24 protein-coding genes are annotated in these 26104 nt (G+C 62.5%); 13 read left to right on the top strand and 11 right to left on the bottom strand.

What is annotated here, in order from left to right; genetic code table 11:
• Nucleotides 1-116: 116 nt before the first annotated feature.
• Entirely contained in the window at nt 117-2288 is a 2172-nt protein-coding gene (gene katG, locus DSM107133_RS10775) for a catalase/peroxidase HPI (protein WP_114295462.1), read from the bottom strand.
• A 309-nt stretch (nt 2289-2597) separates the two neighbouring features.
• Here katG and lipA point away from each other — a divergent pair, with 309 nt between their 5' ends.
• The gene (gene lipA, locus DSM107133_RS10770) at nt 2598-3545 is read left to right on the top strand and encodes a lipoyl synthase (RefSeq protein WP_114295461.1); all 948 of its coding nucleotides are present in this window, start codon (nt 2598-2600) and stop codon (nt 3543-3545) included.
• A complete protein-coding gene (locus DSM107133_RS10765) occupies nt 3538-4470 on the top strand; it encodes a DMT family transporter (RefSeq protein WP_114295460.1) in 933 nt (310 codons plus the stop codon). Before lipA ends, DSM107133_RS10765 begins: the two co-directional genes overlap by 8 nt.
• A 154-nt stretch (nt 4471-4624) precedes the next feature.
• Here DSM107133_RS10765 and DSM107133_RS10760 read toward each other — a convergent pair whose 3' ends face one another.
• Together DSM107133_RS10760 and hpt are read right to left on the bottom strand one after the other, a co-directional pair.
• Entirely contained in the window at nt 4625-4765 is a 141-nt protein-coding gene (locus tag DSM107133_RS10760; protein WP_205387910.1) for a hypothetical protein, read from the bottom strand.
• On the bottom strand, nt 4762-5298 hold the full coding sequence (gene hpt / locus DSM107133_RS10755) for a hypoxanthine phosphoribosyltransferase (RefSeq protein WP_114295459.1): 537 nt from the start codon (nt 5296-5298) through the stop codon (nt 4762-4764). Before hpt ends, DSM107133_RS10760 begins: the two co-directional genes overlap by 4 nt.
• Nucleotides 5299-5368: 70 nt before the next feature.
• Between hpt and DSM107133_RS10750 the strand changes: the two genes are divergently transcribed.
• The gene (locus DSM107133_RS10750) at nt 5369-5812 is read left to right on the top strand and encodes a type II toxin-antitoxin system RatA family toxin (RefSeq protein ID WP_114295458.1); all 444 of its coding nucleotides are present in this window, start codon (nt 5369-5371) and stop codon (nt 5810-5812) included.
• A gap of 97 nt (nt 5813-5909) precedes the next feature.
• Here DSM107133_RS10750 and DSM107133_RS10745 read toward each other — a convergent pair whose 3' ends face one another.
• From DSM107133_RS10745 to ispD, 5 genes are all read right to left on the bottom strand, one after another.
• On the bottom strand, nt 5910-7091 hold the full coding sequence (locus DSM107133_RS10745; protein ID WP_114295457.1) for an ammonium transporter: 1182 nt from the start codon (nt 7089-7091) through the stop codon (nt 5910-5912).
• A gap of 169 nt (nt 7092-7260) precedes the next feature.
• Complete coding sequence (locus DSM107133_RS10740) at nt 7261-7734, bottom strand: CinA family protein (protein WP_114295456.1); 474 nt, start codon at nt 7732-7734, stop codon at nt 7261-7263.
• Nucleotides 7731-8234: a phosphatidylglycerophosphatase A gene (locus tag DSM107133_RS10735; protein WP_114295455.1), complete on the bottom strand. Its 504-nt coding sequence runs from the start codon at nt 8232-8234 to the stop codon at nt 7731-7733. The genes DSM107133_RS10740 and DSM107133_RS10735 overlap by 4 nt, the downstream gene beginning before the upstream one ends.
• Nucleotides 8231-8710: a 2-C-methyl-D-erythritol 2,4-cyclodiphosphate synthase gene (gene ispF, locus DSM107133_RS10730; RefSeq protein WP_114295454.1), complete on the bottom strand. Its 480-nt coding sequence runs from the start codon at nt 8708-8710 to the stop codon at nt 8231-8233. Before ispF ends, DSM107133_RS10735 begins: the two co-directional genes overlap by 4 nt.
• Nucleotides 8691-9359, bottom strand: coding sequence for a 2-C-methyl-D-erythritol 4-phosphate cytidylyltransferase (gene ispD / locus DSM107133_RS10725; protein ID WP_114295453.1), 669 nt, complete (start codon nt 9357-9359; stop codon nt 8691-8693). Before ispD ends, ispF begins: the two co-directional genes overlap by 20 nt.
• Nucleotides 9360-9570: 211 nt before the next feature.
• On the opposite strand from ispD, the gene dusB reads away from it, so the two are divergent.
• From dusB to DSM107133_RS10700, 5 genes are all read left to right on the top strand, one after another.
• Nucleotides 9571-10530 carry a tRNA dihydrouridine synthase DusB gene (gene dusB, locus DSM107133_RS10720; protein ID WP_114295605.1) on the top strand — a complete coding sequence of 320 codons (960 nt, stop codon included), beginning with the start codon at nt 9571-9573 and terminating at the stop codon, nt 10528-10530.
• Complete coding sequence (locus DSM107133_RS10715; protein ID WP_114295452.1) at nt 10527-11609, top strand: ATP-binding protein; 1083 nt, start codon at nt 10527-10529, stop codon at nt 11607-11609. The genes dusB and DSM107133_RS10715 overlap by 4 nt, the downstream gene beginning before the upstream one ends.
• A 3-nt stretch (nt 11610-11612) precedes the next feature.
• Nucleotides 11613-12977, top strand: a complete 1365-nt coding sequence (locus DSM107133_RS10710; RefSeq protein WP_114295451.1) for a response regulator — start codon at nt 11613-11615, stop codon at nt 12975-12977.
• 101 nt (nt 12978-13078) lie between these two features.
• Complete coding sequence (locus tag DSM107133_RS10705) at nt 13079-15313, top strand: PAS domain-containing sensor histidine kinase (RefSeq protein WP_240310692.1); 2235 nt, start codon at nt 13079-13081, stop codon at nt 15311-15313.
• The gene (locus DSM107133_RS10700) at nt 15310-16722 is read left to right on the top strand and encodes a sigma-54 dependent transcriptional regulator (RefSeq protein WP_114295449.1); all 1413 of its coding nucleotides are present in this window, start codon (nt 15310-15312) and stop codon (nt 16720-16722) included. The genes DSM107133_RS10705 and DSM107133_RS10700 overlap by 4 nt, the downstream gene beginning before the upstream one ends.
• Nucleotides 16723-16813: 91 nt before the next feature.
• On the opposite strand, the gene DSM107133_RS10695 is transcribed toward DSM107133_RS10700, so the two are convergent.
• On the bottom strand, nt 16814-17284 hold the full coding sequence (locus DSM107133_RS10695) for a hypothetical protein (protein ID WP_114295448.1): 471 nt from the start codon (nt 17282-17284) through the stop codon (nt 16814-16816).
• 117 nt (nt 17285-17401) lie between these two features.
• Between DSM107133_RS10695 and trkA the strand changes: the two genes are divergently transcribed.
• The 4 genes from trkA to hflX all read left to right on the top strand — a co-directional run bounded on the left by trkA (nt 17402) and on the right by hflX (nt 21994).
• Nucleotides 17402-18778, top strand: a complete 1377-nt coding sequence (gene trkA, locus DSM107133_RS10690) for a Trk system potassium transporter TrkA (RefSeq protein WP_114295447.1) — start codon at nt 17402-17404, stop codon at nt 18776-18778.
• Nucleotide 18779: 1 nt separating this feature from the next.
• Nucleotides 18780-20315, top strand: a complete 1536-nt coding sequence (locus tag DSM107133_RS10685) for a potassium transporter TrkG (RefSeq protein WP_114295446.1) — start codon at nt 18780-18782, stop codon at nt 20313-20315.
• A 144-nt stretch (nt 20316-20459) separates the two neighbouring features.
• Nucleotides 20460-20699 (top strand): RNA chaperone Hfq, encoded by a 240-nt coding sequence (gene hfq / locus DSM107133_RS10680; RefSeq protein ID WP_007119530.1) that lies wholly within the window; start codon nt 20460-20462, stop codon nt 20697-20699.
• Nucleotides 20696-21994, top strand: a complete 1299-nt coding sequence (gene hflX / locus DSM107133_RS10675; protein WP_114295445.1) for a GTPase HflX — start codon at nt 20696-20698, stop codon at nt 21992-21994. Before hfq ends, hflX begins: the two co-directional genes overlap by 4 nt.
• A 62-nt stretch (nt 21995-22056) precedes the next feature.
• Here hflX and DSM107133_RS10670 read toward each other — a convergent pair whose 3' ends face one another.
• The gene (locus DSM107133_RS10670) at nt 22057-22605 is read right to left on the bottom strand and encodes an rRNA large subunit pseudouridine synthase E (protein ID WP_114295444.1); all 549 of its coding nucleotides are present in this window, start codon (nt 22603-22605) and stop codon (nt 22057-22059) included.
• Complete coding sequence (locus DSM107133_RS10665) at nt 22602-25073, bottom strand: penicillin acylase family protein (protein ID WP_114295443.1); 2472 nt, start codon at nt 25071-25073, stop codon at nt 22602-22604. Before DSM107133_RS10665 ends, DSM107133_RS10670 begins: the two co-directional genes overlap by 4 nt.
• 97 nt (nt 25074-25170) lie before the next feature.
• Between DSM107133_RS10665 and DSM107133_RS10660 the strand changes: the two genes are divergently transcribed.
• Nucleotides 25171-26043, top strand: coding sequence for an NAD(P)-dependent oxidoreductase (locus DSM107133_RS10660; protein WP_114295442.1), 873 nt, complete (start codon nt 25171-25173; stop codon nt 26041-26043).
• Nucleotides 26044-26104 lie beyond the last annotated feature (61 nt).

Below are 26104 nucleotides of genomic sequence, written 5' to 3'. Positions count from 1 at the left end.
CGAACAAGTGATTCAGGCTTTTCCCGAAACGCTTTTGCAAGATGAAGCCGGAGCGTCCAAAGAAAAGGGCGCCCCGGAAGTAAACCGGAACGCCCCTTGGTTTTGTGTGGAAATGATCAGGCCAGATCGAAGCGGTCGGCGTTCATCACTTTGGTCCATGCGGCGACAAAGTCACGAACAAAGCGTTCGCCTGCATCGTCCTGACCATAGATTTCAGCCAGTGCGCGCAGTTGCGCATGCGAGCCGAACACCAGATCGGCACGGGTGCCGGTCCAGACGACCTCACCGCTGCTGGCATCCTTGCCTTCAAAGGACGACTGTGCCTCGTTCGACGCGCCCCAGCGGATGTTCATGTCCAGCAGGTTTGTGAAGAAGTCGTTGGTCAGCTGACCGGGACGATCTGTCATCACGCCGTCTTTGCTGTCGCCATAGTTGGCGCCCAGAACACGCAGGCCACCCACCAGAACCGTCATTTCCGGCGCGGTCAGGTTCAGCAGTTGGGTGCGATCCAGCAGCAGCTTTTCAGCCTTTACGGTGATGCCGTCGGCCACATAGTTGCGATAGCCGTCGGCCACCGGTTCCAGCAGGTTGAAGCCGTCAATGTCGGTCTGTTCCTGCGTTGCGTCCACGCGGCCCGGCGTGAACGGCACGGCGACCTTGTGGCCGGCGTCTGCGGCGGCCTTTTCAATGGCAGCCACACCACCCAGCAAGATCAGGTCGGCCATCGACACGCCGTTGCTGAAAGACGCCTGCACGCCTTCCAGCGCTTTCAGCACCTTGGCCAGCTTGGCAGGTTCGTTGACGGTCCAGTCTTTCTGGGGGGCCAGGCGGATGCGCGCGCCGTTGGCGCCACCCCGGTGGTCCGACCCGCGATAGGTCGACGCCGAAGCCCATGCGACCGACACCAGCTCGGACACCGACAGGCCGGTGGCCAGAATGTCGGACTTCAGCTTGGCAATATCCGACTCGCTCAGCGGCGCGTGGGTCGCGGCGGGCAGCGGGTCTTGCCAGATCAGGTCTTCGGCAGGGACGTCGGCACCCAGATAACGTGCCTTGGGACCCATGTCGCGGTGGGTCAGCTTGAACCACGCGCGGGCAAAAGCATCGGCGAACAGGGCAGGGTCGGCATGGAAGCGGCGCGAGATGGCGGCAAAGCCTTCGTCCATCTTCATCGACATATCTGCCGTGGTCATCATCGGCGGGTGCTTTTTGCTTGGGTCGTGCGCGTCGACGACCATGTCGGCCTCTTCGACGTCGATGGGGGTCCATTGCTGTGCGCCTGCGGGGCTTTTGGTCAGTTTCCATTCGTATTTGAACAGAACGTCGAAATAGCCCATGTCCCACGTGGTGGGGTTGGGTTTCCATGCGCCTTCGATGCCGGATGTGGTTGCATGTGCGCCAACGCCCGAGCCCAGAGCGTTGGCCCAGCCCAGACCCATCTGCTGCAATTCACCTGCTTCGGGTTCGGCACCGACAAGGGCAGGATCGCCCGCACCGTGCGCCTTGCCAAAGGTATGACCGCCAGCAACCAGCGCAACGGTTTCGTCGTCTTCCATGCCCATGCGGCTGAACGTGTCGCGCACGTCAAAGCCGGATGCGACAGGGTCGGGGTTTCCGTCCGGCCCTTCGGGGTTCACATAGATCAGACCCATCTGCACAGCGGCCAGCGGGTTGTCCAGCTGGCGGCCTTCGGAATAACGGGTGCCCGGCTGGTCAGATGTGGCCAGCCATTCGGTTTCGGCACCCCAGTGGATGTCTTCCTCGGGTTCGTAGATGTCGACACGACCGCCGCCAAAACCGAACACCTTGCCGCCCATCGATTCGATGGCGCAGTTGCCGGCCAGAATCATCAGGTCGGCCCAGGACAGGGCGTTGCCGTATTTCTTCTTGATCGGCCACAGCAGACGGCGCGCCTTGTCCAGGTTGCCGTTGTCGGGCCAGGAGTTCAGCGGCGCAAACCGCTGGTTGCCGGTCGAGGCACCGCCACGGCCATCGGCCGAGCGGTAGGTGCCGGCACTGTGCCATGCCATGCGGATGAACAGCGGACCGTAATGCCCGTAATCCGCAGGCCACCATGGCTGGCTGTCGGTCATCAGCGCGAACAGGTCCTGCTTGACCGCTTCCAGATCCAGAGTGCCAAAGGCGGCGGCATAGTCGAATTCTTCGCCCAGCGGGTTCACCAGCGCCGAATGCTGGCTCAGCACTTTGAGGTTCAGCGCATCAGGCCACCAATCGCGGTTGTTTACCTGTTTCTTGCTGTTGAAGGGGCATTTCATTTCGCCGTCCATCGTGGAATCTCCGATTTGTTTCGAGCTTGGTCTATGTTGTGCGACGGGACCCTGCGGGCAGCCGGGGCCTTTCTAGAATCAATCTAAACTAACGGGCGCGGGGGTGAAATACCCCAGTTCGAATATCGCACTAAAATAATCGTGTTTTCCTCAGAGGCATTGAAAACGCTTGAAAATTTGACCGCAGCATCGGAGAAATAGTGCAGATTACGCGCAAACATAGCTGTCATGCGCAGGCTGGTGTTCATTCTTCAATTGCATATGGTATAGACAGTTCAACGTTAAACCATCTGCCGAAAGCGATGTCTGATGCGCGATCTCAAAATCCCCGAGCAACGCCACCCTGAAAAGGCGCGTCGCCCCGACAACCCGCAGCCCAAGAAACCCGACTGGATCCGTGTCAAGGCGCCGGGCGGCAAGGGCTATGCCGAGACGCGCAAGATCATGCGCGACAACAACCTGACCACCGTTTGCGAAGAGGCCGGTTGCCCCAACGTGGGCGAATGCTGGTCGCAAGGGCATGCCACCATGATGATCATGGGCGAGGTCTGCACCCGCGCCTGCACCTTCTGCAACATCGCCACCGGCAAGCCGCCCGAGGCGCTGGACGCCTTCGAGCCGGGCCGCGTCGCCCATGCGGTCGAGAAACTGGGGCTGAACCATGTGGTCATCACCAGCGTGGACCGCGATGACGTGACCGATGGCGGGGCAGATCACTTTGCCCAGACCATCCGCGCCATCCGCCACCGCAGCCCCGACACCACCATCGAGATCCTGACGCCGGACTTTATCCGCTGCGATCCGTCAGTGTTGGAAGTCGTGGTCGAGGCGCGCCCCGATGTGTTCAACCACAACCTTGAAACCGTGCCGGGTCTCTACCCCGAGGTGCGCCCCGGTGCGCGCTATTTCCATTCGTTGCGTCTGTTGCAGCGGGTCAAGGAACTGGACCCGACCATGTTCACCAAATCGGGCATCATGGTGGGCCTGGGCGAGGACCGTCAGGCCGTGATGCAGGTCATGGAAGACATGCGCGCCGCCGACATCGATTTTCTGACCATCGGGCAGTACCTGCAACCGACGCCCAAACACCACCGCGTTGACCGTTTCGTGCATCCAGACGAATTTGCCGCCTATGAAAAAGCGGCTTACGGCAAGGGCTTCCTGATGGTTTCGGCCACACCGCTGACGCGCTCGTCCTATCACGCGGGCGACGATTTTGCCCGGTTGCGTGCGGCGCGGTTGGCCAAGTTTGGCTGAGGTCAAAGCGGGTGCAGGCTATGCGGCGCGCGCGCGCCTGACCGGCGTTCTGTTCGGCCTGTCTGCGGTGGTGATGTGGGCGCTGTATTTCGTCTATGCCCGCGAGGCGGCGCAGACGGGGTTATTGCCGATTGATGTGATCGTTTTGCGCTATGGCATGGCGGGGGTGATCCTGTTGCCGTGGCTGGTGCGCAAGGGCCTTGGCAATCTGGGTGGCGTTGGCTGGGGCAGGGGCATTGTGGTTGCGATCATTGTCGGGCCGCTGTTCCTGATGTTTGCTGCGGGCGGTTTCCACTATGCGCCTTTGGCGCACGGAGCGGTTATACAGCCCTCGACCGCCGCATTGGTCGGCACTTGCGCAGCCATCCTGTTTCTGGGTGAAAAACTTCAAGCGACGCGCATCGCCGGCATTGTCATGGTGCTGGGCGGCATTGCATTGATTTCATTGACCGGCACCACGGCTGCGGCCCCGGATGCGTGGAAAGGCCAGCTGATGTTCGTTGCAGCGGGCAGCTGCTGGGCCATCTTCACGATATTGCTGCGCATCTGGCAGCTGGGAGCCATCGCGGCCACGGCGGCGGCTTCGGTTCTGTCGGCTGTCGTTGTGTTGCCGGGCGTCTGGATGTTTGGCACTTTCGCGCGTCTGGCGGCATTGCCGACGGAAAAGCTGCTGTTGCTGATTTGTGTGCACGGCGTGATGTCGGGCGTTCTGGCGATGGTCTTTTACGCGCGTTCGGTCGAAATTCTGGGCGTGGGATCGGCGGCCTTGTTTCCGGCGGTGGTGCCTGCGGTCGCGCTGATCCTTGGCATTCCGCTGGCAGGTGAAGTGCCCTTGGCGCCCGAATGGCTGGGCGCTGTGCTGGCGACCACCGGTCTTGCGGTGGCGCTTGGGGGCATTCCGGGGCTGCGCCGCGTCGGGGCCTGATCTTCATCTTGCCCGATAAACTCCGGGGGAGACGCGCAGGCGTCGGGGGCAGCGCCCCCGCTCATAAGAAACTTGGGCAGCGCTCCCGCTCATCAAGAACGACGGGCAGCGCCCCCAAGACCCCGCGTCAGGGCCGTGCGCGCGTTGCTGTGGCCTAGTCGGGCCACCAGCCCATTTTCTCGATGCCCCAGATCATCAGCAGCACCGCGATGATCCCGAAGACCAGCCGGACCCGCGCCGATGACGGCGGGTTGCGCGCCCAACGGGCCATGCGCACGAACCAGATCGGGTTCATGTAAAGCGCACCTTGCCGATATAGCCCAGGTTGCGGTTGCGTTGGGCAAAGTCGATGCCATAGCCCACGACAAATTCGTCGGGAATCTCAAAGCCGGTCCAATCCGCTTTCATGTCGATCTCGCGGCGCTCGGGTTTGTCCAGCAGGGCGATGGATTTCAGCCGCGCAGGCCCGCGCGAGCGCAGCAGGTTGACCACATGGTGCAGGGTGTGACCGGTGTCGACGATGTCCTCGACCACCAGCACGTCGCGCCCTTCAATGGCGCCGCGCAGGTCCTTGAGGATGCGCACCTCGCGGCTGGATTCCATCGCATCGCCATATGAGGACGCTTCAAGGAAATCGACCTCGATGGGCAGGTCCAGCTCGCGCACAAGGTCGGCAATGAACACAAACGAGCCGCGCAACAGGCCCACGACGACCAGCTTGTCGGTGTCGCGAAATTCGTCCTGAATTTCCGCGCAGAGCTCTTCGATCCGCGCGGCAATCATCTTGGCCGAAATCATCTGATCAATCACATAAGGCCGGTCCGGCATGGCGTTCCCCTTGAACTCTGGTCTGTTTCGTAACACATGGGCCGGAACCCTTGCCATAACTCATAGCGTGATGCCGACACATTCCGAAACCCGTTTCCTGCCCTATACCGCCCAACAGATGTATGATCTGGTGGCCGATGTCGGCTCTTACCCGCAGTTCCTGCCGTGGTGCGCCGCCGCGCGCGTCAAGTCAACGACGCCACAGGGCGATCATGCGGTGATGGAGGCCGATCTGGTGATCAGCTTCAAAGTGTTCCGCGAACGCTTTACCAGCCGCGTGGTGCTGTGGCCTGCGGCACGCAAGATCGACACCGAATATCTGGACGGGCCGTTCCGCTACATGAAATCGAACTGGGCGTTTTCGGATGCAGAAGGCGGCTGTGATGTGTCGTTTTTCGTCGACTTCGAATTCCGCAACCGCGTGTTGCAGGGCATCATCGGGGTCGTGTTCAACGAAGCGATGCAACGGATCGTGCGGGCGTTTGAACGGCGGGCCGCCGAGCTTTACGGATAGGGGCGGGCCGCCGCGCTTTTACTGCAAAGCGACCCTCCGGGGGGAGTTTTCCTGGCAAGATGAAGGCGGGCTTTGGGGCCTGCCTTTTTCGTTTGCGTCAGCTGGTGATGTCGTAGGCACGTTCGCCGTGCACGGCCAGATCAAGCCCGTTGGTTTCGGTTTCGGCGTCCACGCGCAGCGGGGTGATGGCGCGCACAACAACGATCAGGATGACAGTGACAACCGTGGTGAACACCCCGACAATCGCCAGCGATCCCAGTTGCGCGGCCCATGTGCCTGCGCCAAAGGCCGCGATCATGATGGTGCCAAAGATACCGCCGACACCGTGCACGGCAAAGACGTCAAGCGTGTCGTCGATGACGACCTTGTTGCGGATAAAGTTGACCGCTTCCTGACACAGGATGCCCGCGACCGCGCCGATTACCAGCGCCGCGACCGGACCCACGAAACCCGATGCGGGGGTGATCGATGCAAGACCTGCGATGGTCCCGGTGACGATGCCCACGAGCGACGATTTCCCGAACTTCAACCGTTCCCACAGCGCCCATGTCAGCGATGCGGTGGCCGCCGAGATATGGGTGACCGTCAGCGCCATCGCGGCCCCGCCGTCTGCCGCCAGTTGCGAGCCGCCATTGAAGCCGAACCAGCCGACCCACAGCATCGCGGCCCCGATCATCACCATGCCGGGATTGTGCGGCGGGGTGGTGTGGTTGCGCCGCTTGCCCAGGAAGACAGCGAGGATCAGCGCCGCCAGACCTGCGGTTTCATGCACCACGATGCCGCCGGCAAAGTCGCGCACGCCAACCTCGCCAAAGATACCGCCATCGGCCAGAAATCCGCCGCCCCAGACCCAGTGGACAACCGGCGCATAGCACAGAAGCATCCATAGCCCCGAGAACAGCAGCACAAAGCCAAAGCCGATGCGTTCGACATAAGCGCCGACGATCAGTGCGGGGGTGATGATGGCAAATGTCATCTGGAAGGCAAAGAACAGCACTTCGGGCAGGGTGCCGGTCAGGCTGTCGGCGGTGACACCCAGCAACAGCAGTTTGTCCAATCCGCCCCAGAGTCCGCTGTCGCCGCCGCCAAAGGCGATGGAATAGCCGACAACGAACCACAGCAGGCTCATCAAACAGGCGATGGCATAGACGTGCATGAACACGCTCAGCACGTTGCGGGCGCGCACAAGGCCGCCGTAAAACAGGGCAAGCCCCGGCAATGTCATGAACAGCACAAGGGCTGTTGCGGTGATGATCCATGCTGTGTCAGCGGCGTTCATTTGGGTCCCCTCCCGATTGCTTTCGGGGGACGTGCCAAGGCGGGCAGCAGAGGGAAAGCGTGTTATTGCATCAGGGCGATGAAAAAGTGGGCGATTTTACGATTGCACAAAATTCGGGCGAAAATTGCGCACCTATGCCCTTATTTTACGCATCTTGGAAAGGCACGCTTTAGAGGCGCGTGAGGGCTGCCAGCAGCAGGCCAAGGGCGTGGTCGCGGGCGGCTGCGCGTACATTTGCGCGGCCCTGCGCGCCGAATTCGACTGTTTGTAACTTCACGCCCAGCGGGCCAGCGACGGCGAAACATACGCGCCCCTCGGGTTTGTGGTCGGACCCGCCGGGGCCTGCGATTCCGGTGATGGATACGGCCAGCTGCGCGTGACTGTGGCGCAGCGCGCCCGTGGCCATTTCGGCGGCGGTTTCCTCTGACACGGCGCCGAACGCGTCCAGTGTTGCGGGCGACACGCCCAGCATCTCGACCTTGGCGGCGTTGGTATAGGTGACCATGCCACGGTCGACCACCGCCGATGATCCGGGAATGTCGGTCAGGGCCGCGGCCACCATGCCACCTGTGCAGCTTTCGGCGGTGGCAATCATCACGCCGCGCGCCTTGGCGGCTTCCAATACGCTGACAGGCAGGCTCATCGCATCAGCACCCCATGCGCCAGCCCGGCCATCAGCACCACGCCGATGGCGGCAAAGATGCCCGCGATCACGTCGTCCAGCATCACACCCAACGGATCGCCGCGCCGGTCGGCCCGGCCCACCAGCCACGGCTTCCAGATGTCGAACAGACGGAACAGCACAAATGCCGCGACCCAGCCCGGCCACATGGCCAGCATCGACACGCCGTTGTTCGCAGCACCGATCGACAGCGGCAGCAGGGCGATCCACTGGCCGACAACCTCGTCCGCGACAATCTCGGAGGGGTCATGGTCGGTCTTGCCCTTGGTCATCACACCCGTGGCCCACCATCCGGCGGCAAAGATCACCACGATCCCGGCCATCAACAGCGGCCAGCCGCCGATCACATGCAGCAGCCACGCCCAGGGCAGCGCCACCAGCGACCCCCAGGTGCCCGAGGCGGGGCGGATATAGCCGACACCCAGAACGGTGCCGATGGCCTTTGCGAGTTTGTCTGTCATGTCTTCACCAATGTGCAGGTTGCCAGCGACGCGATGCCTTCACCGCGTCCGGTAAAGCCCAGGCGTTCCGATGTGGTCGCCTTGACCGAGATGCGGCTGCGCTCGACGCCGGTAATCCGTGCCATTTCGTGGCGCATGGCGTCGCTGTGCGGGCCGATCTTTGGAAACTCGCAGATGATCGTGCAGTCGATGTTGCCGATGGCAAAACCGTGCTCTTGCGCCAGTTCAACCGCGTGGGTCAGGAAAATGTGGCTGGCGGCCCCTTTCCACTGCGGGTCCGAGGGCGGGAAATGCTGGCCGATGTCGCCCATCGCCAGCGCGCCGTAGATCGCATCGGTGACGGCGTGCATGGCAACATCCGCATCCGAATGGCCCTTCAACCCCTGATCGTGGGCAATGCGCACCCCGCACAGCGTCACATGATCGCCGTCGTCAAAGGCATGTACGTCAAAGCCGTTACCCAGTCTGATGTCCATTGCGTCCTCTTAAAATGCGTGCGGCACGGTCAAAGTCGGCCGGATGGGTGATTTTCAGGTTGTCCTCGTCCCCCGCGACGATGGCCACGTCAAGCCCTGCGGCGCGCGCCACCTCGACATCGTCGGCGGCGTTGCCTGCATGGGCCGCGTGGGCGGCGGTGATGGCGGCACGCTCGAACCCTTGGGGGGTTTGCGCACGGAACAGGCCGGTGCGGTCCTGTGTGCCGGTTACATGGCCATCTGCGCCGGTCCACAGCGCGTCGGTGACGGGCAAGGCAGGGGCGGCGCCGGAGGCGTGTTCCAGCGCGGCAATCACATCGCTGATGGTGCGCGCGGTGATGCAGGGACGGGCGACATCGTGGATTAGCACATGGGTGATGTCCGGATCTGGCAGCGCCGCCAGCCCCGAGCGCACCGATGCGGCACGGTCGGCACCGCCCGTGGTGCAGGTGACATCGTCAAAGGCGGCCGCTGCAAGGTCATCGGCGTGCAGCACCAGCACCACATGGGAAATGAGCGGGTGGTCTTGAAAAGCCGCCAGCGTATGGTCGATCACGCGGGCCCCTTCCAGCGGTTGCCATTGCTTGGCCACATCCCCGCCGGCACGCAGCCCGCGGCCTGCCGCCACGATGATGGCGGCGCAGGTCATGCAGGGGGCGCGGGGTGTTGAAGTCATGATTGATGTGTAGGGGGAATGGCGCGGACTGGCAATTCACCTGTTGTTGTGCTTAATTATTAGGCTACTGCTGCCGGGCTGGGCGTAATTCGGTCATGCAGCATTGAGGATGACCAGCCGGTCGGCTAACCCGAAAAGACGCACAAGGATTAGGCATTTGCCCCAACCCCATAACCCATTGACCATGATTGCCCCTGTGATGCTGGCCCCGATGGCCGGAATCACCGACCTTCCGTATCGCCAGCTTGTGGCACGGTTCGGCGCGGGCATGGTGGTGTCCGAGATGGTGGCCAGCACCGATATGCTGAACGCGCGCCCCGGCACCCGTGAAAAGGCCGAGCTGGGTCTGGACCAGCAGGGGACCGCTGTACAGCTTGCAGGCCGCGAGGCCGCGCCCATGGCCGAGGCCGCGCGCATGGTCGAAGGGCAGGGCGCTGCGGTGGTCGACATCAACATGGGCTGCCCCGCCAAGAAGGTCACCCAAGGCTATTCCGGCTCGGCGCTGATGAAGACGCCGGATCATGCGCTGGCCCTGATCGAGGCGGTGGTGAATGCGGTTAGCATCCCCGTGACGCTGAAAACACGGCTGGGCTGGGACGACGACATGCTGAACGCCCCGCAGATTGCCGCACGGGCCGAGGCGGCGGGTATCCGCCAGATCGTCATTCACGGGCGCACCCGCTGCCAGTTCTACAAGGGCCGCGCCGATTGGGCGGCGATCCGGGGCGTGAAGGATGCGGTGAGCATTCCGGTGATCGCCAATGGCGACATCGTCGACGTGGCCAGCGCGCGTCAGGCTTTAGAGCAATCCGGTGCCGATGGCGTGATGATCGGGCGTGGGGCACAGGGGCGGCCTTGGTTGCTGGCAGATGTGGCCCATGCGCTGTATGGCACGCCTGCGCCGGACGTCCCCACGGGTGAGGCTTTTGCAGAGATGGTCCTGGCGCATTATGCCGAAATGCTGCGCTTTTACGGCGCGGTTCTGGGCCTGCGCGTGGCGCGCAAACATCTGGGCTGGTACATGGACACGGCAGGCACGTCGCCCGACCTGCGCCGTGCTGTGCTGACGGCCAAAACGCCCAACGAGACGATGCGTCTGTTGACCGATGCGCTGTCGCCCTGGACCGGAGAGGTGGCCGCATGAGCCCTGCCGCAGATATCTGGGCCTCGCTGCCCGTTCCGGCGCTGTTGATTGATGCGGACGACCGTATTCTGGAAATCAACGCCGCGGCCGAAGGGTTCCTGAACGTTTCGGCCAAATCTGTGGCCGGGGTGCCGGTCTGGGATCAGGTCAACGTGGATTCGCCGCTGGAAGAGGCCTTTGCCCGCGCCCGCACCTATGAAACGCCGCTGTTCGTCAACGACGTGGACGTGGGCGGCGGCCAGCGCGCGCCGTTGCAATGCGCGCTTCAGATTGCACCGCTTCAGGGTGCGCCGGGGCAGATGATCATGCTGATCAGCCCGCGTGAGCTGGCCGGGCGCATCACCCAGCACGACAGCGTGAAATCGGCGGCCAAATCCGCCATCGGCATGGCCGAAATGCTGGCCCACGAGATCAAGAACCCGCTGGCCGGCATCACAGGTGCCGCGCAGCTGCTGAGCATGAGCCTGAGCAAGGACGATCTGGAGCTGACCGATCTGATCGTCGAGGAAAGCCGGCGCATCGTCAAACTGCTGGAACAGGTCGAACAGTTTGGCAACCTGTCGCCCCCCGACTTCCGCGAGGTGAACATCCACGACGTTCTGGACCGGGCGCGGCGTTCGGCACTGCTGGGGTTTGGCGCGAACATGAAAATCATCGAGGATTACGACCCCTCGCTGCCGATGGCGCAGGGTGATCCCGACCAGTTGCTGCAAGTGGTGCTGAACCTGCTCAAGAACGCCTCGGAAGCGGCGGGCAAGGAGGGCGGTACGATCCGGTTGCACAGCTATTTTGAACATTCGTTCCGCCTGCGCCGTGCCGATGGCACGGGTCGCTCGCTGCCCTTGCAGATCGAGATCATCGACGACGGCCCCGGCCTGCCCGAGGCGATCAAGGCCGATGTGTTCGACCCGTTTGTGTCGGGCCGCGAGAACGGCACCGGTCTGGGGCTGGCGCTGGTCAGCAAGATCATTTCCGACCACGGCGGGTCGATCTCGGTCACCTCGGTGCCCGGGCGCACGGTGTTCCGGTTGTCGCTGGCGCGCGCAGCCAAGCAAATAAAGATGAAAAAGGAAGAATAGAGCATGGACGGCACGGTTCTGGTTGCAGACGATGATCGCACAATTCGCACGGTTCTGACGCAGGCGCTGACGCGGGCAGGGTGCAAGGTGCATGCCACATCGTCCCTGACCACGTTGATGCGCTGGGTTGGCGAGGGCAAAGGCGACGTTGTCATCACCGATGTGATGATGCCCGATGGCAACGGGTTGGAAATGCTGCCCAAGATCGGACAGGACCGCCCCGGCCTGCCGGTGATCGTGATTTCGGCGCAGAACACGATCATGACGGCGATTCAGGCCGCCGAGGCCGAAGCCTATGATTATCTGCCCAAGCCGTTCGATCTGCCCGACCTGATGAAGCGCACGGCACGGGCGCTGGAAAACAAACACAAGCGTCCCCAGACCCAACAATCGGAAGGCGACCGTCCCGATGATCTGCCGCTGGTGGGGCGCACGCCGGTGATGCAGGCGCTGTACCGCGTGGTGGCGCAGGTGATGAACACCGATCTTCCGGTTCTGATCTGGGGTGAAAGCGGCACAGGCAAGTCGTTGATTGCGCGCGCCATTCACGATTTTTCCGACCGTCGCTCGATGCCCTTCGTCGCGGTCACGCCCGCCGATCTGCAAGATCTGGAAGGCCCCGCGCGGGTAATGGCACGGGTGCGCGGGGGTACGCTGCTGATCGACGAGATTGGCGATATTCCCGATGAAATTCAGGCGCGTATCGTGCGCATGACCGATGCCTCGGGCGATGATGTGCCGCGTTTTCTGGCCACCAGCCAGACCGATCTGGCTGCCGCCATGGAAAGCGGCGCGGTGCGCAAGGATCTGTATTACCGCCTCAGCGGTGCAACGTTGCATGTGCCTGCCTTGCGCGAACGGGTTGATGATATTCCGCTGCTGGCGCATCACTTTCTGGCCCGAAGTGAAAAATCGGGTGCCGCCCAGCGGACCCTGTCGGACGAAGCCGCCGAAGTGTTTCGCACATATTCCTGGCCCGGCAACGTGCGCCAGCTGGAAAACACCGTACGCCGTCTGGGGTTGACCAGCCGTCTGCCCGAAATAGCCGCCGCCGAGGTCAAACAGGCCCTTGGCAACCAGCCCGAGATGGAGCCGCTGCAATCGGTGGGCGACACCGAGAAACTGGGTGCATCCGTGGCACGCCATTTGCAGCGCTATTTTGATCTGCACGGCGATATGTTGCCACCTGCGGGCCTGCACGGCAGGATATTGCGCGAAGTCGAAGCGCCACTGATCGAGATTGCCCTGTCGGCAACCGCAGGAAATCAGGCAAAAGCGGCCGAACTTCTGGGGATCAACCGAAATACATTGCGCAAGAAGATCACCGATCTTGGAATACAGGTGACACGCGGTCGAAAGATGATGTAAAACTGCCACATCAAACCGTGGCCATCCGGACACTTGCGGGTTAGGACCACGATATATGGCGGTAGGTGCTTGCGGGCACCGCATCAACAGGTGGGCGCAGGGTGGCAACCCGGACACGGCAATCACGTTGGGTGACTCTGGGGCGTTTGCGCCGCCAAAAGCGTGTGCGCAACGCCGCGACGCTGGGTTTGGTGGTTCTGGGGCCTGTGCTGGCGCTGGCCACATTTCTGATTCTGGGGCCGCTGGATCAGGGCAGTGGCAACATGTCGTTGCGTCTGATTCTGCTGGCCGACTTTGTCTATATCCTGGTGGTCGCCGCCCTGGTCATGAGCCAGGTCGCCCGTTTGATCGCGGCGCGCCGCGCAAAATCCGCAGGGTCGCGGCTGCATTTGCGGCTGACCGGCGTGTTTGCGCTGATGGCGCTGATCCCGACGGTGACCGTTGCGGTTTTCGCCGGGCTGACGGTGAACATCGGGCTTGAGGGCTGGTTTTCGGACCGTGTCAGCAATGTTGTCGGCTCGTCTCTGGCGGCTGCCGAAGCCTATGAGGCCGAACAAAACGATGATCTTGTGGAAGATGCCCGCGCGCTGGCCGAGTTTATCGACCGTGTCCGTCGCACGCAGCCCATTAAAAACGATATTGAGATTCTGACCGAGGGCCAGCGCCAGATCCAGCGCGGCCTGCGCGAGGCCTATCTGATCGACGGCACCGGCGAAATTCGAGCCCGTGGCGACAGATCCTATTTGTTCGATTTCGAAAAGCCGGAGGAAAGCAAATTTGATGAGGCCCGCAAAGACGGGCTGGTGATTATCGAAGACTGGCCCAACAATGAATTTCGCGCGTTGGTGCCGCTGACCAGTCTGGTTGACCGTTTTCTGTATGTCAGCCGCGATGTCGACGGCGAAATCCTGTCCTTGCTGGACGAAACCCAGGAAACCGTGCGCCTGTACCAACAGCTTGAAAACGAACGTGGCCGCGTTTTGTTCGAATTCGGCCTGCTGTATCTGGGCTTTGCCGTGATCCTGATCCTGGCCGCAATCTGGTTGGGTCTGTGGTTCGCGGAACGGCTGTCTGGCCCCGTGGGCCGGCTGACCGGCGCCGCGCAGCGCGTGGGCGCGGGTGACATGGACGTGCGCGTGCCCGAGGAAGAGGGCGACGACGAGATTGCCATGCTGGGGCGCTATTTCAACCAGATGACCCTGCAATTGAAAGGCCAGCGTGACACGCTGATGGACAACACCCGCCAGATCGAGCGCCGCCGCCGTCTGTTCGATTCCGTCCTCAGCTCGGTCACCTCGGGCGTTGTCGGACTGGACCCGGAAGGGCGCGTCGCCTTTGTGAACCGGTCTGCGGAACGACTGTTGGATTGGAAGGATGACAATCAATCGGTTGCGCTGGTCGTTGCGATTCCAGAGTTCGGGCCTCTTTTCAATATGTTGAAAGCCAATCTTCAAGAGGTCGCGCAGGGCGAGGTCAAGGTCAGCCGTCATGGCCACCTTGAAAACCTGCTGGTGCGCATGGCGACGCGGCGCACCGAAGACGGACGGCTTGAGGGCTATGTTGTGGCCTTTGACGATGTTACCGATCTGGTCAGCGCGCAGCGGATGGCGGCCTGGGGCGATGTCGCCCGCCGCATCGCCCACGAGATCAAGAACCCGCTGACCCCCATCCAGCTGAGCGCCGAGCGGATCAAGCGCAAGTTTTCGTCCAAAGTTGGCGACGACAGTGACAGTCTGGAGCAGATGACAGATGTGATTGTGCGCCAAACCAATGACTTGCGCCGCATTGTTGACGAGTTTTCGAAATTCGCAAGGATGCCCGAACCCGACCGGCAAAGCCATGATCTGGTGCAGATCGTGCGCGATGCGGTCACGTTGCAAAGCGCGGGGCAACCCGGTGTCATCATCGACGCCGACCTTCCAGAGGCACCTCTAACCACCGATCTGGATGCAACCATGATTGGTCAGGCGCTGACAAACCTGATCAAGAATGCCGGTGAAGCAATTGAAACGCTTGCCGAAAACAATCCCCCCCAAGGTCTTGAGCCGCGTATTCGCGTCCGCCTTGAAACTCAGAACACGCGCGCCATCATTCAGATCGCCGACAACGGGATCGGTTTGCCGGAGGATCGTGCGCGTCTGTTCGAGCCCTATGTAACCACGCGCTCCAGCGGGACGGGTCTGGGGTTGCCAATTGTGAAGAAGATTATCGAAGAGCACGGCGGCACGCTGGTGCTGGAAGATGCGCCCGTATTTGAAGGGCAAACGCATTTCGGTGCGATGGCAGTGATCGCACTGCCACTGACGCCGACACATAAAAAAGGTGAGGTAACATGAGTGATATTCTGATTGTCGACGACGAACGCGATATCCGCGAATTGATTTCCGATATTCTCAAGGACGAAGGGTTTGCCACACGGCTGGCAGGCAATTCCGACGAGGCGATGAACGCCATCAATTCCGAGGCACCGGCCCTGATGATCCTGGACATCTGGCTGAAAGACAGCCGGATGGACGGGATCGACATTCTCAAGACGGTCAAGCGCGACAACCCGGATGTGCCGGTGGTCATCATTTCTGGCCATGGCAACATCGAGATCGCGGTCGCGGCGATCAAACAGGGGGCCTATGATTTCATCGAAAAGCCGTTCAACATCGACCAGCTTCTGGTGGTGATCCGCCGCGCCATGGAAACCTCGCGCCTGCGGCGAGAAAACCAGAGCTTGCGGCGTCAGGACAGCGGCCCGATGCAGATGATCGGGTCAAGTGCGGCGTTCAAAGGGTTGATTTCGCAACTGGACAAGGTCACCAAATCCAACGGACGTGTGATGCTGACCGGCCCCGCAGGTGCGGGCAAGGAACTGGCTGCGCGTTATATCCACGCCCATTCCAACCGTGCCTCGGCGCCTTTTGTCACGATCAACTGCGCAGGCATCGCCCCCGACCGCATGGAAGAGGTACTGTTCGGCCGCGAAAATGCCGAACGCGGAGTCGAGCCGGGTCTGCTGGAACAGGCCCATGGCGGTGTCATCTATTTCGACGAGGTCGCGGATATGCCGCTTGGCACCCAGTCCAAGATCCTGCGCGTGCTGGTTGACCAGCAATTCACCCGTGTTGGCGGCAACGACAAGGTGCGCGTCGATCTGCGGGTGATTTCCTCGACAAACCGCGATCTGGAACAGGCGATCGCCGCCGAAACCTTCCGTCAGGAACTGTTTCACCGGCTGAACGTGGTGCCCATTGCTGTGCCTTCGCTGGAAGACCGGCGCGAGGATATTCCGGTGCTGGCCGAACATTTCATCGACGAATTCAACGCCACGCAGGGCTTGCCCAAACGCCACATCAGTGACGAGGCGCAGGCCTTGCTGCAAACCATGATCTGGCCCGGCAACGTGCGCCAGCTCAAGAACCTGGTCGAACGGGTTCTGATCCTGGGGGACGGCACCGGTCCCATCGAGGCGCGCGAACTGCCCGGCACCGAAGAGGCGGCCGAGGGTGACGAGGGCCGCGTGGTGCTGTCCGGCTCGCTGGCCACCTTGCCGCTGCGCGAGGCCCGCGAGGCCTTTGAACGCGAATACCTTCTGACCCAGATCAACCGCTTTGGCGGCAACATCAGCCGCACTGCCAATTTTGTCGGCATGGAACGCTCGGCGCTGCACCGCAAACTCAAAAGCCTCGGCGTGGTCACCTCGGCCAAGGCCGGTGCGCGCGTGGCCCATATGGATGACGCCGAAGACGCAGACTAGGGTCCAGACCCCAAGTCATATCTTCATCTTGCCGGATAAACTCCGGGGGAGCGCCGCAAGGCGCGGGGGCAGCGCCCCCGAAGGCGCCCTGTCAGCCCTGATTGACGATCTGGAAACTGCCGTCGCGATTGCGGATGGCGCAGGATTTGGGTGTGAGGCGGGGCAAGGTTGCCGTCGCCGCCAGCGGCGCCGCCTGTTTCACACCCTGCGGACAGGCCGGAATGCTGGCGGGGCTATAGCCACGGTCGGCCATACACTGGTTTTCAACCTTTTTGCGCAGGGCGCTGTTCACATCCACGGTATAGACTTCGCCGGGCAGGTAATAGCCGGCCGTGGTTGTGCAATTTCCCGCCGAGTCGCAGGAGCGGCGCGGCGGCACATAGGTGGGCGGCGTGCGGCGCACCTGATTGGCCACCGGCGCATCACGCAGCGCCTGCACCTGGCACGCGGTCGTATCCCGCTCAACCGTTGCGACAGGCGTGCCTGCCTTGTAATACAGCGTCAGCGGCGCACAGGCGGGCAGCGCAAGCGTCAGCAACAGGGTGGAAAGTCGGGTTCTCATATGGCAAGACTGCCGGAAATCCTTAGGGTTTACAATTGAATTGACCCGGTTTCGGCCATCTGTCATTCAGATGTTTCGGATCACTGTGGTTGCGGTTGCCAAAGGGGCAAGGAACGCATGAAGGTCATCATTTGCGGTGCAGGTCAGGTTGGCTGGCAGATCGCACGTCACCTGTCGAATGAACGCAACGATGTCACCGTGGTCGATAACGACCCCGATCTGGTGCGCCGTGCCACTGACTCGCTGGATGTGCAGGGGGTCACCGGCTATGCCAGCTACCCAAACATTCTGGACCGTGCAGGCGCGCGCGACGCCGACATGATCATCGCCGCCACCTATTCGGACGAGGTCAACATGGTCACCTGCCAGGTGGCGCATTCGGTTTTCGGCATCAACCGCAAGATCGCGCGGCTGCGCTCGCAGTCTTATCTGGATGCAATCTATTCCGACCTTTACCGGCGCGATCACATGCCGATTGATGTGGTCATCAGCCCCGAACGCGAGGTGGCTGCGGCCGCGTTGCAGCGCTTGCATACAACGGCAGCCTTTGACACCGAACGGTTCATGGATGGCAAGGCGCACCTGCTGGGCATCACCATCGAGGAAGAATGCCCGGTGGTGAACACGCCCCTGCGCCAGCTGACCGATCTGTTCTCGACCTTGCGGGCAGTGGTGGTGGGGGTGCGCCGCGACGGCACCCTGTTCACCCCCGAGGCCAAGGACCAGCTGTTTGTCGGTGACGATTGCTATGTCTTTGCCCATGTCGACGACGTGAACCGCACGATGGAAATCTTCGGCAAGAAGATGGCCAAGCAGGAACGCATCGTTCTGGTGGGGGGCGGCAATGTCGGTCTGGCTGTCGCGGCCGAACTGGAAAAACGCACCAGCCGCGTGCGCACCAAGATCATCGAGAAAAACCGCAAATGCGCCGAACGTGCCGCCGAGGCGCTTGAGCGGACCATTGTTCTGAACGGCGACGGTCTGGACGTGGCCCTGCTGCACGAGGCGGGCGTGTCGCGCGCTGATGCGATGCTGGCGGTGACGGATGACGACAAGACCAACATGCTGGCGGCCGTGCGCGCCAAGACCGAAGGCTGCCCCTATGCCATCGCGCTGATCAACGACCCGACGCTGGTGCCGATGATGGGCCCCCTGGGCATCGACGCCTATATCAACCCGCGCGCCACCACCGTGTCGTCGATCTTGCGCCACATCCGCCACGGGCGTGTGCGCTCGGTCTATTCCATCGGGGATGCCGAAGCCGAGGTGATCGAGGCCGAAGTGCTGTCGACCTCGCCGCTCGCGGGCCGCAAGATCGGCGAAATCGAGTTTCCCGAAGGGGTGCTGGTGGGCGCCGTGCGCAAGGGCGGCGAAGTGATCCGCCCGCTGTCCTCGACCCGCATCGACGAGGGCGACGTTATCGCGATTTTCAGCATGGCCAAAGATGTTCCCGAGGTGGAGCGGCTGATGCAAGTGTCCATCGACTTTTTCTGATATGGAGCGCACGGCCAGCCTTCAGGACCGCGTCTTGCAGCTGCCGCTGTTCCTGCTGATGTTCGGGGTGGCATCGCTGGCGATGCTGGTGCCTGCGATCCATGGCGGGGTGATCCGCGAATTGCCGACGGCGCGGGCGTTCCTGTACTCTGCGGTGCTTGGGATCGTTCTGTTCGGCCTGATCGCTCTGGCCCATGCCGGACGTGCCCCGCGCCATGGCACGCTTGGCCCGTTGATGAGCCTTTTTGCCGCCTATACCTTTCTGCCAGCCTTTCTGGCGGTGCCTTTCTACGAAGGTCTGGGCACCACGTCGTTCCTGAACGCCTATATTGAAATGGTCAGCTCGTTCACCACCACTGGCGCGACGTTGTTCGACATGCCGGGGCGGTTGAACGATACCTTGAACCTGTGGCGCGCACAGGTCGGCTGGATGGGCGGGCTGTTGATGTGGATCGCCGCCAGCGCCATTCTTGCGCCCCTGAACCTCGGCGGTTTCGAGGTCACGGCCCGCGCCGAACCGGGCCGTTACGACGAGCGCAACATGCGTTTTCAGCATCCCGAAGGGCGGGCGCGGCTGGTCAAGGTGTCAAAGGCACTAGTGCCGATCTATGTGGGGTTGACGATCCTGTTGTGGATCTTGCTGATCGCGGGGGGCGACCGGTCGTTGGTGGCGCTGTGCCACGCCATGTCGGTGATGGCGACATCGGGGATTTCGCCCGTGGGCGGTGCATCGGGGGCAGGTTCGGGGATTGGCGGTGAAATGGTGATGGCGCTGTTCATGCTCTTCGCCCTGTCGCGCATGACCTTTTCCACCGATACCGTCACTTCGGAAAGCGGCGGCTTGCGCCATGACCCTGAATTTCGCATTGGCATCGCGCTGGTGCTGGGGGTGCCGCTGATCCTGTTCCTGCGCCATTTCATCGGTGCCATCGACATCGGCGAACAAGACCGTTTGATCGCGGCCGGGCAGGCGCTGTGGGGCAGCGTGTTCACGGTGCTGTCCTTCCTGACCACCACCGGATTTGCCAGCGCTCATTGGGAAACCGCGCAAAACTGGTCGGGGCTGGCCACACCGGGGATGATTCTGATGGGCCTTGCGTTGATGGGCGGCGGCGTGGCCACCACGGCGGGCGGTGTCAAATTGCTGCGGGTCTTTGCGCTGTATCAGGCAGGGCTGCGCGAAATGGAAAAGCTGGTGCATCCGCATTCGGTCGGGGGGGGCACATCGTTGGGGCGCCGCGTGCTGAAGGGCGGCGCATTCATTGCCTGGGTGTTTTTCATGCTGTTCGCGATCAGCATTGCGCTGGTCACCACGGTTCTGGGCGCCCTGGGCGTGGGGTTCGAAGCGTCGATGACCATGGCCGTGGCAGCGCTGTCGACCACGGGGCCGCTGTTGGAGTGGGCGGGCGATGCACCCATCCGCCTGCAAGAGCTGGGGCCTGCGGCCAAATCGGTTTTTGCGGCGGCCATGGTGCTGGGGCGGCTGGAAACGCTGGCCATCATCGCGCTTTTAACCCCTGATCTGTGGCGCGGTTGACGCACTGGGCTGTGCCCCAAACGTATCGGCACCGCTAACATCTGTTTTTGGGCTGGAAACTCCGCAACTTGGCCTTCATACTCAGCCGCAATGAGGGATGGCTTGGTCCGCAAGCCTACGACAAGAAAAAAGGTAAGAACCGACATGGCTTCGGACAGACAGAATTTGCAGGATGCCTTCCTGAACCACGTGCGCAAAACCAAGGTGCCCGTGACCATTTTCCTGATCAATGGTGTAAAGTTGCAAGGCGTCATCACATGGTTTGACAACTTCTGCGTGCTGCTGCGCCGCGATGGTCAATCGCAACTGGTGTACAAACACGCGATTTCGACAATCATGCCGAGCCAGCCGATCAGCCTGTACGAGGGCGAAGACGCCTCTTGAGCAAACCTCCGTTTCAGGTGGACGAAAGCGAAGGGCCCCGTTTCACACGGGCCTTTGTGCTGCATCCCGATATAAAATCCGACCGCGACCGGCGCGGCGCCGCTTTGGCGCTGGCCGAAGCCGTGTCGCTGGCCCATGCGCTGCCGCATCTTGATGTGGTGGGCGATCTGATCGTGCCGCTGCCCAAGGTTCATGCAGGCATGTTGTTCGGCAAGGGCAAGATCGAAGAGCTGCGCGCGCGGTTCGAGGCGGAAGAGGTCGAACTGGTTCTGGTCGACGGCCCCGTCACGCCCGTGCAACAGCGCAACCTTGAAAAGGCATGGGGGGTCAAGCTGCTCGACCGCACCGGCCTGATTTTGGAAATTTTCAGCGACCGTGCCGCCACCCGCGAGGGCGTGTTGCAGGTCGAGATGGCGGCGCTGAACTACCAGCGCACCCGCCTTGTGCGCGCCTGGACCCACCTCGAGCGTCAGCGCGGCGGGCTTGGCTTCGTCGGCGGCCCCGGCGAAACCCAGATCGAGGCGGACCGCCGGGCGATTGATTTGCAACTGGTGCGCCTGCGCCGCCAACTGGACAAGGTGGTCAAGACCCGCACCCTTCACCGCGCCGCGCGGGCCAAGGTGCCGTTCCCGATCGTGGCGCTTGTGGGCTATACCAACGCGGGCAAATCGACATTGTTCAACCGTCTGACCGGCGCCAATGTGATGGCCGAGGATATGCTCTTTGCCACGCTGGACCCGACCATGCGCCGTGTGGAACTGGACAACGGCCCCGAGATTATCCTGTCGGACACGGTGGGTTTCATTTCGGACCTGCCCACGGAACTGGTCGCCGCCTTCCGCGCCACGCTTGAAGAAGTGCTGGCCGCGGACATCATCTGCCACGTGCGCGACATCTCGCACCCCGAGACCGAGGATCAGGCCGCCGATGTGCGCGAGATCCTGACCACGCTGGGGGTGGGCAACGAACGCCCGATGTTCGAGATCTGGAACAAGATCGACCTGCTTCCGCAAGCCGAGGCAGACGCCGCCCAGGCCCGCGCCGCGCGCGATCAGGACATCATCGCGATTTCGGCGCTCAAGGGCACCGGTGTCGAAAGCTTCATGTCGATCATTTCCGAGGCACTTCAGGGCCGCGTCAGCCAAGAGGTGCTGCGCCTGAGTTTTGCCCAGGGCAAGAAACGCGCCTGGCTTTTCTCCGAAGGCGTGGCCGTGGACGAAGTGCAGAACGAAGACGGTTTTGTCGTCACCGTCCGCTGGACCCCGAAACAGCGCGCCCAGTTCGAACAGGTCTGATCCCGCTTTCTTTTGGCCTCAAATATCCCGGGTGCCCGGGGGCAGCGCCCCCGTGCAACCTGTCAAACCGCGATCTCGCGCCACATGCCGCTGTCCAGCCCCTCAAGCGTCCAGTCGCCGATGCTGGCGCGCACCAGCCGCAGTGTGGGCAGGCCCACGTGCGCGGTCATCCGGCGCACCTGGCGGTTGCGGCCTTCGGTCAGGGTCAGTTCGATCCAGCCATCCGGCACCGTCTTGCGCACGCGGATCGGGGGCGTGCGGGGCCACAGGCCGGCAGGTTCGTCGATCAGCCGCGCCTTTGCAGGCAATGTTGGCCCGTCCTTCAACGTCACACCATCCCGCAGCTGCGCCATATGCGCCTCGGTGGGGGTGCCTTCGACCTGCACCCAATAGGTTTTCGGCTTCTTGAACTTCGGGTGCGCGATGCGGGCTTGCAAGGCACCGTCCGAGGTCAGCACCATCAGCCCTTCGCTGTCCCGGTCCAGACGGCCTGCGGGGTAGACGCCGGGCACGTCGATGTAATCCGACAGGGTGGGGCGGTTCGTCGGGCTGCCCCGGTCGGTGAACTGCGGCAGCACGCCAAAGGGTTTGTTGAACAGGATGGTCGTCATTGCGTGGCCGGTTCCAGCTTGGTGATGCCCACGGATGCCGCACGCGCCAGCCCCTGATCCAGCGACATCGGGATATATTCGCCGCGCCGCCACAGCTGTGCCATGTCGTCATAGTGCCGCGACAGAAAATGGCCGGATTGCCCGGTGGATTCGATAAAGACCGAACTGTCGGGATCGGCAAAGTCGTAGACACCGCGATACCCCGCCCCATGCACGTTCTCGAAGGCATCCGCCCCTGCGCCGCCGCGCGTCAGCCCGCGTTGCAGGGTGTTGTCGCCGCCCGAGGTGCTTTGACGGATGTTCACGAAATAACGCAGCACCGGCACATCGCCCAGCACTGGATGGTCCTGAATGGCCTGATGCGCGTCACCCCAGCGCAGGGATTCCAGTTGGGTGCCATAGGTCTCGCCGATCCAGATCAGCGCATCGTCCAGCGCCATGCGGGCCATGTCGGGGCAGGTCTCGACCGGCGCGCTTTGGCGCACGTCGCACCAGACCGACGCCCCGCCCACGTCGCGAAAGGCGCGTTCGATGAACAGTGGCTCGACATGGGTCAGCTCGCCCGCCAGCGGGCCGATGTCGTCACGCACCATGCGGTCCTGGAGGGCGCGCAGCCACGCGGCGTAGATCAGCGGTTCGGGCAGGTGTTCGTTCATCTCGCCGTTCCAGTCGGCCAGCAGGGTCAGCGCGCGCTGGCGCTGGCGTTCTGCGGTGCCGTCGGGCGCGGCCTCTCCGGTGAACCACAACTCGGCCCCGATCAGGGGCAGCAGGGTGCGCGCCGTGGCGCTGACCGTGTCCAGTTGCGCCTCGATAAAGCTGTCGCGGGTGTGGACCTGCCGTGCCTGCATCAGCCGTTGCCAGCGTTGCACCCGCTGGGTGTCGCCCCAGCGAAAGCTGATGTGGTTGGGAAAGGGCCGTTCAACCGTCTTGTTGTTGGTATTGCCCAGAATGCCGCCCAGCGGCGCGACAAAACCGGGGTTCGAGGCAAAGGACATCACCCCCTGCCAGCGGTTCTGCGGCATGTAGCCCAGCGATGGCATCCGTCCCTGCGACTGGTGCGCAGCATCGCGGCGCGGCACTGCCCCGACGGTTTTCATGGCGATGGTGTCGGTGTCTGCCAGCGTCAGGTTCTGCGCCGGCGCCACCACCAATTCTGCGGCATTGATCGCCTCGGCCACGTTCTGCGCCGACATCAGTTCGACCGCGGCACTGACCGAGGTGTCGTTGGGCGTCAGCACTGTCCAGCTGAGTGCGGCCACATGGCCCGCAGGAGTGACCGTGCCGATGTTCTTGAAGCGGCCCGGCAGCACCGGCCCGTTGTCGGTCCAGCGCAGGGTCAGGGTGATGGGGGCGGCGTCCTTGATGGTGATGATCGACTTGCGCGTTTCAAAGTCTTTCCAGCCGTCCGGCGTGCGATATTGCGTTTGGTTGTCTGGATTCAACTGCTCGATGAACAGATCCTGATCGTCGACATAGGCTGATGTGACCCCCCAACCCAGCGCATTCGACCGGCCCGTCAGCACAGAGGGCATACCGGGAATGGTGGCGCCGATCACGGCGCCTGCCTGAAGGTCAAGCCGTGCCAGATACCAGATTCCGGGGGCGGTAAAGCCCAGATGCGGGTCATTGGCCAGCAAGGTGCCACCCGACGCTGAACGCGAGGGTGCCGCGGCCCATGCGTTGGACGCGCCGGCAAAGGCTTCGGGACCAAACGGCGACAGCGGGTTGATCTGTTGCGGAAGTGCGGCGGCATAGCGCGGCACATCCGGTACAAGGGCCGCATATTCCGGCAGCGCCGCCACGCCTGCGCCCGGTGCATCGGGCAGAATGTCGACCAGACGGTCCTGATCCGGCAGCGCCAGCGACATGCGCGCGCGCAGCACTTCGGCGTCCAGCTGGCCCGACAGTTGCAGCGCCATCAACTTGCCGATGGCGATGCTGTCGGCAGGCTGCCAGGGGGCCAGTGCCATAGGAAAGACAAAGAACTCGGGCGCACCACGGCCCAATGCCTCCTGGTTGATCTGCGCGATGCGGGCGTTCACACCGGCGGAATAGGCTTTGAGCGCGGTGCGCGTCCGCGGCGTCTGCGCGGCGACAGACTGCACCGCAAGATTATAGATATCGAGACGGCGGATGAAACTGTCGGTCTCGACCGTCTTGGTGCCGAACACCTCGGACAACCGCCCCTGCGCGGTGCGCCGCAGCAGCATCATCTGCCACAGACGGTCCTGCGCATGGACAAACCCCAGTGCAAAGAAAGCGTCCGCATCGTTCTGCGCAAGGATATGCGGCACATTTGCATTGTCGCGCACAATCTCGGTTTCTGCGGCCAGCCCGTCGACCTGAAGCGTCGCGTCATAATCGGGCAGCGAGCGCGAGGCGAGATAATAGATCATCCCGACGCCCAGCACGGCCAGCACGATCAGCCCGGCGGTCAGACGGACCAGCCACTGAAATACGACAGCCATAGACGCACTCTCACTTTGCTTGCACAGTTGACCCGATGTGCCTGACTGTTAGGAAAGGCGCAAGTAATAGGCAATACCGACGTAAAAGGAAGAACGAATGGCAAAGCTGGCATTTCTGGGGTTGGGCGTCATGGGCGCACCGATGGCGGGGCATCTGCAAAAGGCGGGCCACGACGTGACGGTCTATAACCGCACCGCTTCCAAGGCGCAGAACTGGGTCGAGGATCACGGCGGCAAGATGGCCAAAACCCCGTTCGAGGCGGCCAAGGGTGCCGATTTTGTGATGGCCTGTGTGGGCAACGACGACGATTTGCGCTCGGTCTGTCTGGGCCCGGACGGCGCATTTGCGGGCATGACCAGCGGCGCGATCTTTGTCGATCACACCACAGTGTCGGCGCAGGTCACGGCCGAGCTCTATGCGGCGGGTGACGTGGCGCAAATCAGCTTTGTCGATGCACCGGTGTCGGGCGGGCAGGCGGGGGCTGAAAACGGTGTCCTGTCGATCATGTGTGGCGGCGATCAGGGCGCCTATGACCGCGCGCTGCCGATTATGGAGGTCTATTCCAAGACCTGCCGCCGTATCGGTGCCAGCGGCGCGGGTCAGAAAACCAAGATGTGCAACCAGATTGCCATTGCCGGTCTGGTCCAGGGCCTGTCCGAAGCGCTGCATTTTGCCGAGAAAGCGGGGCTTGACGGGCGCGCGGTGGTCGAGGTGATCAGCCAGGGGGCCGCCGGGTCGTGGCAGATGGCGAACCGCTATGAAACCATGCTTGATGACAAATTCGACCATGGTTTTGCGGTGGACTGGATGCGCAAGGATCTGGGCATTTGTCTGGACACGGCAGATGAAAACGGCGCGTCGTTGCCGGTGACGGCGCTGGTCGACCAGTTCTATAAAGACGTGCAAAAACTGGGCGGCGGGCGCTGGGACACATCGAGCCTGATCAAACGCCTGCGTGCGATGGGCTAGGGGCCGGATCGGGGCTTTGGCGCGACATTGCCAGAGCCCCGGAAATTGGCAGGCGGTTTAA

Origin of the sequence: Pseudosulfitobacter sp. DSM 107133 (assembly GCF_022788695.1) — a bacterium.
Taxonomy (GTDB): domain Bacteria; phylum Pseudomonadota; class Alphaproteobacteria; order Rhodobacterales; family Rhodobacteraceae; genus Pseudosulfitobacter.
Note: the sequence above shows the minus strand (reverse complement) of the source record. Positions and strands in the feature narration are given on the sequence as shown.